This is a genomic window from Paraburkholderia fungorum (genome assembly GCF_902833645.1).
Taxonomy (GTDB): domain Bacteria; phylum Pseudomonadota; class Gammaproteobacteria; order Burkholderiales; family Burkholderiaceae; genus Paraburkholderia; species Paraburkholderia fungorum.
Map to the genome: position 1 here is coordinate 312,110 of NZ_CADFGE010000001.1, position 16,053 is coordinate 328,162.

A 16,053-nucleotide genomic window follows, 5' to 3' on the forward strand; every position below is an offset into this window, starting at 1 on the left:
CGTGGTTCCGAATCTCAACTGTGCTCTGACGCCGCCACTTGAGCAGCGGCCGCTTCCGCCGCAGCCAAGGCAGGCGACACGATCGCCGCCTGACCGGTCTGCCGGCGCGAGCGGCCTGAACTCAGATAGTCGGCGATCGAGTCCTGCGTGACTTCGCCGACGTAACGACCGTCGCCATCCAGCACCGGCATCCACGACGAGTTGAACTGATACATCTTCGACAGCACGATGCGCAGATGCTCGTCGGCGCTCACCGTTGCCTTGAACTCGCTCAGATGCTCGCCACACACACCCTGCCCTGCTCGCGCGGCACGGCGCGTCACGTAACCGAGCGCCTGCTGGTTGTCGTCGACGATGGTCAGGTAGCGGCTATCGCTGTCGTCCATCATCTGGAACGCGCGCGTAAGCGGCATATCGGCACGGGCAGTTTCCGGCTGCGTCGCGGCGTCACCGGCCTTGACCAGCAGCAGGCGTTTCAACGTGCTGTCCTGACCGACAAACGCGCCGACAAACTCATCGCGCGGGTGCGCGAGCAGCGTGTCCGGATGATCGTATTGCACCAGTTGCCCGCGGCGGAACACGGCGACGCGATCACCGAGCTTGATCGCTTCGTCGATATCGTGGCTCACCATGATCACCGTCTTGTTCAACTGACGCTGCATCTGGAAGAACTCGTTCTGGATCGACTCGCGATTGATCGGGTCGACCGCGCCGAACGGCTCGTCCATCAACAGCACCGGCGGATCGGCAGCCAGCGCGCGAATCACGCCGATCCGCTGCTGCTGCCCGCCCGACAGTTCGCGCGGATAGCGCTTCAGATACTGCTTCGGATCGAGTGCGACCATCGACATCAGCTCGGTTGCGCGCTCGCGGCAGCGCTTCTTGTCCCAGCCGAGCAGACGCGGGACGACCGTGATGTTCTCTTCGATCGTCATGTTCGGGAACAAGCCGATCTGCTGGATCACATAGCCGATGTGGCGGCGCAGTTCCACTTCGTTCAACGCCGAGGTGTCCTCGCCGTTAATCAGCACCCGGCCCGAGGTCGGCGCAATCAGACGGTTGATCATCTTCAACGTGGTGGTCTTGCCGCAGCCCGACGGTCCGAGAAACACGCAGATTTCTCCTTCGCCGACAGTGAGGCTCACCGAGTCGACGGCGCGTACCGGCTGGCCGTCTTTCTGCGTAAACGTCTTGGTCAGTTTGTCGAGTTCGATCATGTCTTTTGTACTCCCTTCGGTGTCAGCAAGCGTTGCAGCGCTTGCAGCAGCAAGTCGGCGACGATCGCGAGCACGCTCACGAGCACCGCGCCTACCAGTAGTTTCATCATGTTGCTCTGGCCGATCGCGCGGATAATCAGCGTGCCGAGGCCGCCCGCGCCGATCACCGCGGCAATCGTCATCACGCCGATGTTCATCACCACCGCTGTGCGCACGCCGCCGAGAATCACCGGCACCGCAAGCGGCAAATCGACGAGCCGCAAGCGTTGCCAATCCGTCATGCCGATGCCGATACCGGCTTCCTTGATGCCGGCGTCGACGTTGCGTAGCGCAAGGTAAGTGTTACGCATGATCGGCAACAGCGAGTAAAGGAACACGGCGGTGATCGCGGGTACCGCGCCGATGCCCTGGCCGAAGCGCGAGAACACCGGAATCATCAAGCCGAACAGCGCGATTGACGGCAAGGTCAGCACCACGGTTGCAACGCTCAGCAGCGGCGCGGCAAGCCACTCATGCCGATTGATCAGGATACCCAGGGGTACGCCGACGATAATCGCGCATCCCACCGCGATACCCACCAGCCAGATGTGCTGGACGGTCAGTTGCAGAAGTTCCGGCCAGTTGGCCGATAAGTAGTCGAATACAGTCATATCAAGGTCTCCGCTCAGGGCAGCTTGTGCGTGCGCAGGAACTCCGCTGCGACTTCACGCACCGGCTTGCCGTCGATGTCGACCTGCTTGTTCATCTCCAGCATGGCGTCGTTGTTCAGCGCGTCGGACAGCGCGTTCAACTGCGCGGCGAGTTGCGGGTTCTGGTCGAGGATCGGTTTGCGCACCACCGGCGTGGCGTTATACGCGGGGAAATAGTGGCGGTCGTCTTCGAGCGGCACGATGTTGAAGCCCTTCACGCGGCCGTCCGTCGTGTAGATCAGACCGATCGGCACCTGGTTGTTATGCAACGCCGTATAGACGAGGCCCGGATCCATCTGACGCGTTTCCGCGCGGCTGAACTGCATACCGTAGGCGGCTTCGAGCGGCTTCAAACCGTCCGGACGATTGGCGAACTCCGCATCCATCGCGAACACGTGCTTCTTCTTCGGCTCGGCGGCGATCTTCGCGGCGAGTTGCGAAATCGTGCGGATGCCGGTTTGCTGCGCTACCTGCTGCGGTAAACCAAGCGCGTAGGTGTTGTTCAACGGGGAGCAGTCGAGCCAGACGAGGCCACGTTTTGCATCGAGTGCTTTCACGCGCTCGTACATCGTCTTCGGATCGAGCTTCTCGGTGATCTTGTTGTACACAATCGCGGCCGTGCCGGTGTATTCCCACGTGATATCGACCTGGCCGTTCTCCTGCGCACTGCGCAACAGCGTGCTGCCGAGACCGGTGCGGGCGTCGACCGTGTAGCCCTTCGAGCGCAGATACCGCGAGGTGATTTCGGTCAGGACGTATTGCTCGGTGAAGTTCTTGCCGCCGAGTACCAGGGTGGCCGCACTTGCATGGAGGCTGGTAAAGAGCAGCGCACCGGCTGCGATCCAGCGGCAGCGTTTGAACAGATTCATCATGCCGTCACCTCGCGTCGTGCGAGCAGGTAGCGGCTGCCGGCCGAGACGACGCCGTCGAGCACCAGCGCGAGAATCGCGGTGGCCGCGGCACCAAGCAAAAGCTGCTGCTGATTGTTCAGATAGATGCCCGGGAAGATCAGCGTGCCGAGGCTGTCCGCGCCGATCAGATATGCGAGCGGTGCGCTGCCCACGTTGATCGCAAGCGCCGTGCGCACGCCGCCGATGATGATCGGCATCGCGTTGGGTAACTCCACGCGCAGCAGCGATTGCCAGCCGGTCATGCCGAGACCTCGGGCTGCTTCACGCAAGGCGGGCGACACGCTTTTCATGCCTTCGTAAGCGTTACGGGTGATCGGCAGCAACGACGCGAGAAACAGCGCAACCAACGCAGGTATATCGCCGATGCCGAAGATGCCGAGCGCGATCGCCAGCACTGCCAACGATGGGATCGTGTTGCCGATATTGAAGATCTGCATGAAACGCTCGGCATGACGCGCGAACGACGGCCGGCTGAGCAGCACGCCACAGGGGATGCCGACCAGCAGTGCAAGCGCCATCGAGTAACCGACCAGCAGCAGATGCCGTTTCGTGTAGTAGACGAGATCGGGTGCGTACTGGTGCAATGCGCCGGGGTCGATCGCGCGGCACAGCAGCGCGACGACAATGCCGATGGCGACAAGACTGCCGATCAGTCTGGCAGGACGTTGAATCATGAAGATGCGCCTCCTTGTTCGAGCGACGCGCGGAAATAGCCACGCCGCACAGGCGTCGTGACGACGCTGCGAATGGGAAGTTCGGGACGCGGCTAGTGCCGCGAATTGAACCGAGTGGTGCCGGGGAGTCTGTTTTTTCCTCGGCGCGAGGGCGGTGGTTTTGCTTTCGCCTTCGGTGGCTTGCCAGTCAGCGAAGACTGGTGCCAGATCCATCGATCATGCGGATAGCTACGCCAGGTAGCTGGTCCGCTTAACGGGGGCTGAGGCCCCTGAGGTGCTGGTTTTTGACCTGCGGTAGGTCGAATGCGATTTACTGCTAATTTGCACTCAACCCCTTCTAACTTGAGCTATGTAGCTGGGATTTCACGGTTAGGATGCTGGGATTATACGGATGTTGGATAGCTTCGTCTACCCATGTGGTTAATCCATAGCATTTACGGTGCTGCTTTCAAGGCGAACTGGGGGCACCTTTTCTCGTTCTGTTTGCGGTCTATCAACGTTGCCCCGTGCGGGGGGCCTGCCCTTTTTTCCCCGAAAAAGCTCACCGTCAGGCTCTTTCTTCGCTCCCGAAAACGCTCACCTTGAACCCTGCCGGTGCGTGCGGCACGCATTCATGACCCCGGCAGGCTCATGGTTCATTTGCCGCCAAACACCGGAGGCCGCCGCTCCGAAAACGCGGCCAGTCCCTCGCTGAAATCCGCGCTCTCGCAGGCCTGCCGGCGAAGCTCGGCAATCTGTTCCATCGCCTGCACAGGCATGGGTTGCAGGTCCTCAAGTATCCGCAGTTGCTCCTTCACCGCCTGGATCGCCAGCGGCGCTTTGCTCGCTATTCCCCGCGCCATTTCAAGCGCCGTTGCTTCCAGTTTGTCGCTGTCGACCAGGCGGTTGATTACGCCGAAGCGCTCGGCACGCGCCGCGTCGAGTGGCTGCGCGCTGAAGAACATCTCCTTCAGCACGTGAATCGGCACATTGTTGAAGAATCGCAGCAGGCCGCTCGTGGTGTAAGGCAAGCCAATGTTCGCCGGCGTCATCGCTAAGCGCGCGCTTCCATCGGCAACGACCAGGTCGCAACTCATCGCCAGATCGACCGCGCCGCCCCACGCGGAACCCGATACCATCGCGATCACCACGCCCGGGTACGCGCGCACGCGGCGCAACACCTGCTCCAACGGCTTGCCGTACGCAATCGGATCGCGGTCGTGCATCAACTCGCCAAGATCGTGGCCCGCGCTCCAAACGTCCTGCCCGATGCCGCTGCCCAGTATCACGACCGGAATTCGCCGTGCAGCTAGCTCGCAGAGATGCGAGTCGAGTGCCTGCAATAACTCCGCGCTGAGCGCATTCCTGCGCGTAGGATGGCTGAACGTTAAACGTGCGATCCGTTCATCCGCTATCTCAACTGTTACCGTGAACGGCAACGCGTTCGGTGTGTTCATTGTGTGACCTCTACAGCATGTTTCAAGATTTGCATCCTGCTCATTGGGTAATGCCAGCCTCGCGCTCCGTAGCCTTCTCCTTCGACAGATACTCGCCCTGTTGATGCACCGCTTTGGCGGCAAGCAATGCCTTGATCGAGACCTCGTCGAAGCCCGCTTCGCGCAATACATCGACAGTATGTTCGCCAAGACCCGGCGGCGCATGCCGGCTGATGTGAGGCGAAGCCTCACCCGTTATCGTCGAACCCGATACCGGCGTGACGACCTGGCGCAGCGCGCCGAGTGTCGGATGCTCGACCGTTTCCACCAATCGGCAATGCTGCACCTGAGGGTCGGCGAATACTTCGTCTAACGTATTGATCGGGCCGGCCGGCAATCCCACGCCGATGAAAAGTTCGGTCCACTCCCTTTTGCTACGCGTCTTTAAACGCGTTTCCAGCGCCACCTTCAATTCGTCGCGATGCGCGACGCGGGCTTCGTTGGTCGCGAAGCGGGAGTCGTCCGGCAACGCGGGTAAATCCAGCAACTGGCACAAGCGCAGCCACATGTCCGACGTAATCGGCGCGATGTTGAGCGGGCCATCGGCGGTTTCGAACACGCCATAGGGCGCGATCACCGCATGCGCGTTGCCGGTGCGGCGTGGAATGTCGCCAAGGCTCAGGTAGCGCTGCCCATGCACGCTCAAAAGCCCCACCAGACTCGCAAGCAACGAGGTGCTCACATGCTGGCCACGCCCGGTTCGCTCGCGCTCCAACAACGCGGACAGGATCGCCATCGCGAGCCACATGCCCGAACTCAGATCGCCAATCGCGGTGCCGGTACGCGTGGGGTCGCCATCGGCGAAACCGGTCAGGCTCATCAGGCCGGAATACCCTTGCGCGATCTGGTCGAAACCGGGCCAGCCGCTCATCGGACCATCCGCGCCAAATGCATTGATGCTGCCCATCACCAGCCGCGGATTGCGCGCGCTGAGCACGTCGTAACCGAGCCCCATGCTGTCGATGGTGCCAGGCTTGAAGTTCTCGATCACGACGTCGGCATCGTCGATCAGCCGATGAATCGCCGCCAGTCCTTCGGGGTTGCGAAAGTCGATGCACACGCCGCGCTTGTTACGATTGCAGGAGAGATAGTAGGTACTCACACCTCGGTCGAATGGCCCCCAGGTCCGGCTCATATCGCCGCCCGGACCCGGTTCGACCTTGATGACATCCGCGCCGAGATCGGCCAGCACCATCGAGCAGAACGGCCCCGACAGCGCACGGCTCAGTTCGACGACCTTGATTCCTTGTAACGCTTGCATTCAGTTCTCCAGCGAATTGATGACGGCTGCGGATAGCCTGTGTGACGCGCTTGCGCGCTGCCCGCACTGCAACACCCAAAGACCGGCGCAGGCAGCGCGATCGATGCGCTCGGCGAGGCGCTATTCCGGCAACGTCTGATGACGGGTCTCGACAGCAAACGGCAAGATCAGCAGGCCGATCCCAAAGGCCACCGCGGTCCACGCAATCGGCAGCCCGAGCGAGCCTTGCCAATGAATCGCGGCAGCCAGCAGGAAGTTCACACCGGCGCCGAGCAGGCGGCCCACCGACGCGTTGAAGGCAAACGCGGTGGCGCGTATCCGGGTCGGGTATTGCTCGGGCAGCCACAGCGAGAAAATCGCGAAATTGCCGCCGAAGAAGCCGAGAAACAGCAGCGACACCATGAACGGGTTGAGCCCGTTCGGCAGATAGAAGATCCAGCCGAAAGCAACCACGATCGATAGCGCCATGCCGGCGAAGTACACCCCCAGCGCGACGCGGCGCCCAAGCCGCTCCGCCAGCCACGGTGCTGCCAGGCAGCCGAGGATCGTCCCGACCGACAACACCGCGGCGCCGATCGAAGCAAGATGCACCGCGCCGACGCGGTCGATGCCGGCGCGTGTCGCCAGCGTCACGACGGCGCTCGCTTCGTAGACCGACCCGGCCCACAAGCCAATGATCGCGACCCCCACGAGACTCGCGCTCGTCAACGTGCGACGCAGATAGGCCGGTGCGAATATCTCCATCAGCGGCCGGCGTTTAGGCGCGGCTGCGGCGTTCGCCTGACCGACTCCATGCGTGGCCTTGCGCCACTGCCCTGGCTCTTTCACCCTGAGCACCGTGAAGATCGCCAGCAGCGCCGGAGCGAGACCGCACAGGAACATCGCGCGCCAGCCATACGTCGCGCCGACCGTGTAGTTCAACAAAGCAGCAAGGAAAAAACCCACGTAGTAACCGGTCTGCAAATAGCCCGCCCCCATCTTGCGGCGATCTTCCGGCCAACTCTCGGCAACATAAGTCCCCGCCAGCGCCCACTCGCCACCCACGCCGATACCGGCAATCAGTCGGAAGGCGGCCAATTCCCAGACGTTGTGCGCGAATGCCGCGGCGCCGGTGAACACTGAATAGATCAGAATGCTCGCGGCCAAAGTCTTGACACGGCCAAAACGGTCGGCGAGCGGCCCCCAGATGAACGATAGCCCCCAGCCGATCAGAAACAGCGCAAACAGGATCGAGCCGTACATGCCCAGATTGCCCGGCGTCGCGGCAATCCCGGAGTTGGGCAGCAACTCGGTGAGCGCCGGAATCAGCACCAGCGCGTAGATCACGGAATCCACGCCGTCCAGCACCCATCCCGAGTAAACCGCCCAGAATCCGCCGATCTGCTCGCGGGTGAGAGGCGTGCGCCCGGCCTTGAGCCCGGGCGCCGATGCGGTGATCGCTTTAGCCATTCTTGTCTCCTATGTCGACCAGAGTTCGCGCTTTAGCGCGCTACCCGGGCCTCATGCAACATGGTTGCCGCCGACGGACGCCGGCCGTTTTGAAGCTGCGCCGGACAGCTCACGCTGGGCACGCTTCGGTTTTTGTGAGTCGAGTATAAGAATCCACTCGATAATCTAAAAATATGATATTTCTCTAGCTCAATCGGATTTCGTTATGGGATCAAGGAGCGAGCGACGAGCATGGACCTGCGGCAGCTACGGTATTTCGTCAAAGTGGTGGAGTTCGGCAATGTCACGCGCGCGAGCGAGGCCCTGCATATCGCCCAGCCCGCGATCAGCCAGCAGATGCGTAATCTGGAACGCAATCTGGGGATGCAGTTGCTCGAGCGCAGCGTGCAGGGCGTGGCGCCCACCGCGGCCGGGCAAACGCTGTACCGTCACGCGATCGAGTTGCTGCGCCAGGCCGACAGCACGCGCGAGTTGCTACGGCAGGACGCGGAGCTGCCGCAGGGCAAAGTGTCGGTTGCCATGCCGTCGAGCACGGCGCGGATGGTGGCGATCCCGCTTGCACGCACGATTCGCGGCCGCTTCCCAGGCATCGCGCTGGAACTGCTCGAAGCGCCGAGCGCGGAACTCGGCAGTCTGATCGGCAGCGGCAGGGTGGAACTGGCTGTGGTGGTAGACGCAGTCGAAACGCGCGGGGTCGCCGCGCAGAAGCTGCTCACCGAGGTGCTCTATCTGATCGCGTGGCCGGAGTTTCAGATGCCACACGAGCCGGTGTCGATCGCCGAACTCGGGCGTATGCCGTTGATCCTGCCCAGCGCGCCGAATACGATTCGCAGCCGCGTCGAGTGGGCGCTGCGCGAGGCCGGGCTGCCGTGCGAGATTCTGTTCGAGGCTAGTTCCACCGCGCTGTTGTTCGCCGCGGTGATGGCAAAGTTAGGTGTGACGATCCTGCCGTGGACGGCCGCGCACGTTGAACTCGACGAGCACAAGCTCAAGCTTGCCAAGGTCGATCACCCGCTTTTCTCGCGCGAGCTGTCGCTCTGCTGGCACGACACGGCGTTGCTGAGCAATGCCGTGCAGAAGGTCAAGGCGACGATACTCGAACTGTTCGACAGCCTTGGCAAGCGGCCAGAGTGGGCCGCGGCGGATTAAGGCACGGCGCCGAAGCGCGGTGCGCTCAGGACGCGCTCACGCGCCGCACGAAGAGCCGCCGCGTGAGATCGAATGCCACGAGATTCCCCGCCACCACCAGCAGGAGTCCAAGCACCGCCAACGCGGACCATCGGTAGCCCTCGAATATCGTCGAGACGGCAAGCGCCACGATCGGAAACAGCACGGTGCAGTAAGCGGCCCGCTCCGGTCCCATGCGTCCAACCAGCATCAGGTACGCCGTAAAACCGATCACCGAGCCGAAGATCGCCAGATAGGCGAGCGCGCCGAGATAACGCACGTCAGGCTCGATAGAGAACGAGAAACCGGCCAGCACGCTTCCCACCGTCAGGATGCTCGCGCCGATCAGCATGGCCCAGCTATTGGTGGCGAACGGGTGCAAGCCCATCGATTGCATCCGGCTCGACAGCAGATTGCCGACCGAAAAGCACAAGGTGCCAAGGAACGCAATAGCGAGCCCTAGCCACACCGCGTGGTCGCCCAGGTGCCCGGCCATCTGCTGGACGAACAGGCACACGATGCCGACCAGCCCCAATGCCGCCCCCGCAATCGCCGACGGCTGCAAAGGACGGCCCATGAACAGCCGGCCGTTGATCGAGTTCAGCAGCGGCGCGGTAGAAAACACCACCGCGACGAGGCCGCTCGGCACCACCTGTTCCGCGTAGTAGAAGCACAGAAAGTTCAGGCAGAAGAGCGCAAGACCTTGCGCGACAAGAAAGCGCCACGCGGCGCGCGGCGGCCAGATCGGCCGGCGCATGATGCGCAGCAGCGCGAACAGCACCAGCGCCGCGATCCAGAAACGCCACGCAATCGACACCGGCGGCGGTACCGAACCCAATTGCCATTTGATCGCGATCCACGTAGTGCCCCAAATCAGCACGGTGACGGCATAGAGCAAAAAATTCATGACGAAGCCTGTGGCAGCAATAAGCGAGAGTCCCACTATGCTGCGGCGCCGGCAAAGGCAGTTGTCCAGGATTGCGCACTTTTTCGGGGTGATACACCGCCCGCGACCGCTCGCCGTATACTGGCTGCTCACCCTATCATCGAATGCAGCCCGCTCCTCTCCGTGAACACCACCCTGCCCGCCTCCGTGATCGAACCCACTGAAACGCCGTTCGGCCTTCAGTCGGTTTGTCACACGCTGCAGAGCGCCAACGCGAATCTCGAACGCTTCGCGTGGCTGGGCGACCGGCTTGCCATCGCGCTCTGGACACGCGAAACCGAGGAAGCCGAGACCATCTATGAGCGGCCCGGCCATCACACGCTGTCGTGCTATCTGGACGGCGGCTATCGCACCGAGCGGCAGAAGATGCCCGGGCGCTACGGCGCGCCGTCGCGGCTTTGCGCGTTGCCGGGCGACCATGAATCGCGCTGGTGGGTGCGCGGTCACATGCATTTCATGCATCTGTACTTCCTGCCTGAACACTTCACGCAGCGCGCCGTGCAGGAACTCGATCGCGAGCCGCGCGAACTGACGCTGGCCGATCGCACCTATTTCGAAGACGCCCGCATCGCGAGCCTGTGTCAATCGCTCGCCAACGAAGACTGGCAGGATCCCGACGGCCTGCTGCGGACGAATGAGGCCGCGCATCAGGTCTTGAGCCTGCTGCTGCGCGCACAAGGCGTGCGCCGCACGGACACGTCGCTGAAGGGCGGTTTGTCGGTTGCGACCCGGCGGCGCTTGCGCGATTACATCGAGAACCATCTCGCGCAAACGCTCACGCTCGGCGAGCTTGCCGGTGTGGCGGCACTATCCGAGTTCCATCTCGCGCGCATGTTCCGCACGTCGTTCGGACTTCCGCCCGCCGCCTGGATCGCACAGCAACGGCTCGAACGCGCCCGCACGCTGCTGCGCACCACGAGGCTGCCGCTCGCACAAGTCGCCGAACAATGCGGCTATGCCAACGCCAGCCATTTCAGCCATCGCTTTCGTGAAAGCGTCGGCGTGGCGCCGGCGGCATATCGACAGGTTGTCGGCGCCGCCTAGTGGTTCACCGCCCTCACTGCAAAGCCATTGCCAGCACGCGCGCGACATGGATCGCGTCGACGCCCGCCCCGTCGTGAATCTGATGCCGGCAACTCGTGCCGTCCGCGACCATCACCGTATTGCCGTCGATCTTGCGCACCGCCGGCAGTAGCGAGAGTTCCGCCATTGCCTGCGATGTCGCGTAATGCTCGGCTTCGTAGCCGAAGCTGCCCGCCATTCCGCAGCACGACGATTCCACCGTCGACACCTTCAGGTCAGGAATCCACTTCAGCACGGTTTGCACGGGCGTGAACGCATCGAAAGCTTTTTGGTGGCAGTGACCATGTACGAGCGCCTGCTCCTTTGCTAACGGCTTCAATGCGAGTCGCAAGCGTCCGGCCTTTTCCTCGCGCACCAGAAACTCTTCGAACAGAAACGCCTGTTTCGAAAGCCGCTGCGCCTCTTCGCCGAAACCGTAGTGCAGAAACTCGTCGCGCAACGACAGCAGACACGACGGCTCCAATCCGACAATCGGCACGCCGCGCTCGACAAAAGGTTTGAACAGATCGAGCATGCGTCGTGCTTCCTGCTTCGCTTCATCGACCAGACCGGCCGCGAGGAAGGTCCGGCCGCAGCACACCGGCCGCTCGCCGTGGCGCGTATTGAAGTGCACCGTGTAGCCGGCGGCTTCCAGCACCTGTTGCGCGGCGCGCGCGTTCTCGGGCTCCATGTTGTTGTTGAACGTATCGACGAAGAGCAGCACTTCTTTCAGCGCGCCGCCTCGAGGCGGCTTCGCGGCCGACGCGCTCGCCAGAAACGATTTCCTGAAACGCGGCAGCGTGCGTTCCGGCGCAAAACCTACCGCCCGCTTGAACCATGCCGACAACACCGGCACGTTATCCGCCAACGCCATCAATCCAGGCACCCGGCTCGCCGTTGCGGCATAGCGCGGCATGAAGGCCACCAGCCTGTCGCGCAGACGCAGTCCATGCCGTTTGACGCGCGCCGCCCGCGCCTCGATCTTGAACTTCGCCATATCGACGCCCGTCGGGCAATCGCGCTTGCAGCCCTTGCACGAGACGCACAGATCGAGCGTGTCCTTGACGTCGTCGCTGGCAAGTCCTGCTTCGCCGAGTTGCCCGGAGATCGCCAGACGCAACGTGTTCGCGCGCCCTCGTGTCACATGTTGCTCATCCTTCGTCACGCGATAACTCGGGCACATGGTGCCCGCGTCGAACTTGCGGCAATGGCCGTTGTTGTTGCACATCTCGACGGCCTTCGCGAGACCGCCCGACAAATCATTGCCGCTGCCCGGCAAGGTCTCCTGCCCCGTCAGCGGATCGCGTTCGACGTTCCAGGCGGACCAGTCGAGCGCGGTCTCGATCGGACGCGCCGCGTAGCCCGGCGCGAAGCGAAAATTGCGCGCATCGTCCATCTTCGGCGGACGCACGATCTTGTCGGGATTGAAACGATTGTCCGGATCGAACAGCGCCTTAATCTCGGTGAACGCCTGGTTCAGACGCGGCCCGTATTGCCATGCGACCCATTCGCCGCGGCACAAACCGTCGCCGTGCTCACCCGAATATGCGCCCTTGTATTCACGCACCAGGGCGGCCGCTTCTTCGGCGATCGCGCGCATCTTGAGCGCCCCGTCGCGCCGCATGTCGAGAATCGGCCGCACGTGCAGCGTGCCGACGCTCGCATGCGCGTACCACGTGCCTTCTGTCCCGTGCCGATGGAACACCTCGGTCAGTCGGCTCGTATATTCCGCCAGATGTTCGAGCGGAACCGCACAGTCTTCGATGAAGGAGACCGGCTTGCCGTCGCCCTTCATGCTCATCATGATGTTCAGTCCGGCTTTGCGGACTTCCCACAGCGCTTTCTGTTCGTTCGCGGCGGGCATCTCGACAACCGAATCGGGCAAGCCCAGATCGGCCATCAGTTCGGTGAGTTGCTTGAGCGACGCAAGCTGCTGATCCGCGTTCTCGCCCGCGAATTCCACCAGCAGGATCGCTTGCGGCTCGCCGACCAGCGCCTTCTCGATCACCGGCCGGAAAGCGGGATTGCTCATCGCCAGATCGATCATCGTGCGATCGACCAGCTCCACCGCCACCGGCTTCAGCTTGACGATGTGCTGCGTGAGGTCCATCGCTTGCCAGAAGGTCGGGAAATTCACCACGCCCAGCGTTTTATGCGCAGGCAGCGGTGCGAGCTTCAGCGTCAATTGCCGGCTGAACGCCAGCGTGCCTTCCGAACCGATCAGCAGATGCGCGAGATTGGCGATACCGTCGTCGGTATAAGCGCGCGGGTTCTGGCAATCGAACAGGTCGATGTTGTAGCCGGATACGCGCCGCAGCACCTTCGGGATGCGCTCGACGATTTCATCATGCTCGCGCTCGGCAATCCGCTTCACGCCTTCCACGATCTGCTGCAGGCGCGCGCCTTGCGGCGCCTGCAGCAATGACGCGAAATGTGCTTCACTGCCGTCGGCGAGAATCGCGTCGATCGCCTCGACGTTGTGCACCATGTTGCCGTATTCGATCGAACGCGAACCGCACGAGTTGTTGCCGGCCATGCCGCCGATCGTGCATTGCGCCGCCGTCGAGACGTCGACGGGAAACCATAGACCGTGCGGTTTCAGCCATGCGTTCAGGTGGTCCAGCACGACGCCCGGCTCAACCGTCACGGTGCGCGCGTCGGCATCGAACGCGACGATGTTGTTCAACCATTTGCTGGTATCGATAACCAGCGCTTCGCCGACCGTCTGGCCACATTGGCTGGTACCCGCGCCGCGCGCGAGCAGCGGCACTTTCTCGCTACGCGCAATCTCCAACGCGATCCGCAGGTCGTCCTGATCGCGCGGCACCACCACGCCGATCGGCGTGATCTGGTAGATCGACGCGTCGGTCGAATAACGGCCGCGGCTCGCCGCATCGAATAACACGTCGCCGCGCAAGGACTTGCGCAGATGCTGTGCGAGCGGCGTCGTCAGGCGCGCGGCGGACGGCACGAGATGGATCGGCTTGACGAGCAAAGCGGAGGTGGGGTTCGTCATATCGTCGGCCTGGAAGAAAACGGACTAGTACAGTGTCAGGCTGATCGGCGCGAGCCCTTCGATGCGCCCGCTGGCCGTGCCCGCGCTCTGCGGGAAAAACATTCCGGTGTACGAACCGGTCGTGACGATCATCTCCGGCGTGATCGCAATGCCGCGCGACGTCGCGTGATTGACAAGCCATGTCAGAAGGCGTCGCGGATCGCCGGCCGGATTGGCGGGCGTCGTCTCGACCACGTCGAGGCCTTCAAAGCTGAACCGCAACGACGGGGACAAAAACGGAAAATCCTCGCGATACGGCGTGAATTCGCCGACGATCAGCGCGCCGTGATTCTGCAAGTCAGCAAGTTGGGCGAGCTTGTCGACGTCGGGCCAGTCGGCATAGCGGCTCGCCACGATCTCGATGGTCGTGCCGATCGAGCCGATACCGCCCAGCACGTCGGCTTCGCTATAGGACGTGGCGGATGGCTCGAAACGGCGGCCGAAGCGGAATGCGATCTCCAGTTCGAGTCCCAGCGGCGTGAAGGTTTTGCGCGGTAAGCTTGCGCCGTCGGCGTGCAGATCGCTCGCCGGCAGCGGTGCGCCCTGGATCGGGCCGCTGTCGGACTTCGCGCCGATCTTCCAGCCGCCGATCGGCGCGTCCAGCGCGCGCAGAATGTCGTGCTGGATCGCGTAGGCGGCGGCGCCGTCTGCTGGAATCTGCTCCGCCGGCAACGCATCGAGCGTCAGGTGATGGCGGCGCGCGTCGGCGAGACGTTGACTCAGTGATGTTGTCATTGCTTTCAAGGCGAAAAGAAGGAACGGTGCTGCCTGCTTATGCGCCCACGCCGGTAGTCGCATGCGCTTTGTCGGCCGCATTGAGGTCAAACTTGCTTTCCGGCTGCATGCGGAACGCGAGCACCACGCCGAGCGCCATCAACAGCATGCTGCCGACGAACGGCAACTCCCAGCTGCCGAAGTAGTCGATCAGGAATCCGCCAACCACCGGCGAGACGATCGCGGCAAAAGCCGAGCCGGTGTTCATCATGCCGCTCGCGGTGCCTGAGTATTCCGGCGCGATGTCCATCGGAATCGCCCACATGGGACCAATCGTCATTTCGGCGAAGAAGAAGCCCGACGCGAGGCACGCCATCGACACATACAGGTGATGCGTGAACATCAGCGGAATCAGCGAGAGCAGACAAAAGAACATGCACACCGACACCATCCAGCTCCGCGCACGCTTCAGGCTGCGGGTACGCGTGAAGATCCAGTCGGTCACGATGCCGCCGAGCGTATCGCCGAGCACGCCGGCAAAGAACACGACCGAGGCGAAGATCGCCGACTTTTGCAGTTGCAGGTGATAGCTGTGCAGGAAGTACTGCGGAATCCAGCTGAGGAACAGCCACAAGGTCCAGCCGTAGCAGAAGTACACGATCGTGACCGGCCACATGCGGCGAAACAGTTTGCCCCACGGCACGCCGGCCGCTTTCGGTTTCGGCGCGGGCAAGACTTCGAGTTCCTCGGCCGTGATGCGCGGATGATCTTTCGGATGTTCGGTGAACGTGAACGCCCACACCGCGACCCACAGCAAGCTGAACACGCCGCAGATATAGAACGATTCGCGCCAGCCCCAGGTCGCCATCACGAGCACGATCAAGCCCGGTGCCACCGCATTGCCGATACGCGACGCCGCGTGGGTAATGCCCTGCGCAAAGCCGCGTTTTTCTTTCGCGACCCAACGCGCCATTGCCGAGGTCGCGGCGGGAAACGTGGCGCCTTCGCCGAAACCGAGCAGCACGCGTGCGGCCAGCAACGAGACCAGGCCACCCGCGAGACCGGTCAGCAGCGTCGCGACACCCCAGATGGCGCCGCAGAAGATCAGCGTGCGTTTCGCGCCGAAGCGGTCGCTGACCCAGCCACCGATGATCTGAAAAATCAGATACGGGTAAGCGAAAGCGGAAAACACGAGGCCCACCTCAGTATGGGACAGGCCAAATTCCTTGCCAAAACCTGCCGCCGCGGTGCTGACGTTGACGCGGTCAAGGTAGGTGATGAAGTACATGATGCAGAGCATCACTATAACGATACTGGTCGCACTGCTCACACGAAACCGCTTCATCGTCTCTCTCCATTGCAGTCTGTCGACGGCGCGCCTGGAATGGCGCGCTGCATCGTCGCCCGTCAGCGACCTGCGCCGCGGGAACATC

General features: G+C 62.7%; 13 protein-coding genes. 2 read left to right on the forward strand and 11 right to left on the reverse strand.

The genetic code is table 11. The features are described 5' to 3' along the window. Positions 1-14: 14 nt before the first annotated feature. The 7 genes from HWX91_RS01280 to HWX91_RS01310 form a co-directional block, all read right to left on the reverse strand. Complete coding sequence (locus HWX91_RS01280) at positions 15-1,217, reverse strand: osmoprotectant ABC transporter ATP-binding protein OsmV (protein ID WP_028196031.1); 1,203 nt, start codon at positions 1,215-1,217, stop codon at positions 15-17. Continuing rightward, a complete protein-coding gene (locus HWX91_RS01285; RefSeq protein ID WP_028196030.1) occupies positions 1,214-1,867 on the reverse strand; it encodes an ABC transporter permease in 654 nt (217 codons plus the stop codon). The genes HWX91_RS01280 and HWX91_RS01285 overlap by 4 nt, the downstream gene beginning before the upstream one ends. A 14-nt stretch (positions 1,868-1,881) precedes the next feature. Continuing rightward, on the reverse strand, positions 1,882-2,778 hold the full coding sequence (locus HWX91_RS01290) for a glycine betaine ABC transporter substrate-binding protein (RefSeq protein ID WP_102857532.1): 897 nt from the start codon (positions 2,776-2,778) through the stop codon (positions 1,882-1,884). Beyond that, positions 2,775-3,491, reverse strand: coding sequence for an ABC transporter permease (locus HWX91_RS01295; protein ID WP_028196028.1), 717 nt, complete (start codon positions 3,489-3,491; stop codon positions 2,775-2,777). Before HWX91_RS01295 ends, HWX91_RS01290 begins: the two co-directional genes overlap by 4 nt. A gap of 635 nt (positions 3,492-4,126) precedes the next feature. After that, on the reverse strand, positions 4,127-4,927 hold the full coding sequence (scpB, locus tag HWX91_RS01300; RefSeq protein ID WP_028196027.1) for a methylmalonyl-CoA decarboxylase: 801 nt from the start codon (positions 4,925-4,927) through the stop codon (positions 4,127-4,129). Positions 4,928-4,967: 40 nt separating this feature from the next. Further along, complete coding sequence (locus HWX91_RS01305) at positions 4,968-6,227, reverse strand: CaiB/BaiF CoA transferase family protein (RefSeq protein WP_028196026.1); 1,260 nt, start codon at positions 6,225-6,227, stop codon at positions 4,968-4,970. 120 nt (positions 6,228-6,347) lie between these two features. Further along, positions 6,348-7,676: an MFS transporter gene (locus HWX91_RS01310; RefSeq protein WP_028196025.1), complete on the reverse strand. Its 1,329-nt coding sequence runs from the start codon at positions 7,674-7,676 to the stop codon at positions 6,348-6,350. 231 nt (positions 7,677-7,907) lie between these two features. On the opposite strand from HWX91_RS01310, the gene HWX91_RS01315 reads away from it, so the two are divergent. Next, positions 7,908-8,825: a LysR substrate-binding domain-containing protein gene (locus tag HWX91_RS01315; protein ID WP_028196024.1), complete on the forward strand. Its 918-nt coding sequence runs from the start codon at positions 7,908-7,910 to the stop codon at positions 8,823-8,825. Positions 8,826-8,850: 25 nt separating this feature from the next. Here the strand turns inward: HWX91_RS01315 and HWX91_RS01320 are convergent, their stop codons facing one another. Then, on the reverse strand, positions 8,851-9,750 hold the full coding sequence (locus HWX91_RS01320; RefSeq protein ID WP_028196023.1) for a DMT family transporter: 900 nt from the start codon (positions 9,748-9,750) through the stop codon (positions 8,851-8,853). A gap of 162 nt (positions 9,751-9,912) precedes the next feature. Here HWX91_RS01320 and HWX91_RS01325 point away from each other — a divergent pair, with 162 nt between their 5' ends. Then, positions 9,913-10,833 carry an AraC family transcriptional regulator gene (locus HWX91_RS01325; RefSeq protein WP_028196022.1) on the forward strand — a complete coding sequence of 307 codons (921 nt, stop codon included), beginning with the start codon at positions 9,913-9,915 and terminating at the stop codon, positions 10,831-10,833. Positions 10,834-10,846: 13 nt separating this feature from the next. Here the strand turns inward: HWX91_RS01325 and HWX91_RS01330 are convergent, their stop codons facing one another. From HWX91_RS01330 to HWX91_RS01340, 3 genes are read right to left on the reverse strand one after another with little or no spacing between them, the layout of a single operon-like run. Then, the gene (locus HWX91_RS01330) at positions 10,847-13,867 is read right to left on the reverse strand and encodes an FAD-binding and (Fe-S)-binding domain-containing protein (protein ID WP_028196021.1); all 3,021 of its coding nucleotides are present in this window, start codon (positions 13,865-13,867) and stop codon (positions 10,847-10,849) included. Between the two features lie 24 nt (positions 13,868-13,891). Next, positions 13,892-14,641, reverse strand: a complete 750-nt coding sequence (locus tag HWX91_RS01335; RefSeq protein ID WP_042274797.1) for a 2-keto-4-pentenoate hydratase — start codon at positions 14,639-14,641, stop codon at positions 13,892-13,894. Between the two features lie 37 nt (positions 14,642-14,678). After that, the gene (locus HWX91_RS01340; RefSeq protein ID WP_028196019.1) at positions 14,679-15,965 is read right to left on the reverse strand and encodes an MFS transporter; all 1,287 of its coding nucleotides are present in this window, start codon (positions 15,963-15,965) and stop codon (positions 14,679-14,681) included. Positions 15,966-16,053: the final 88 nt, after the last annotated feature.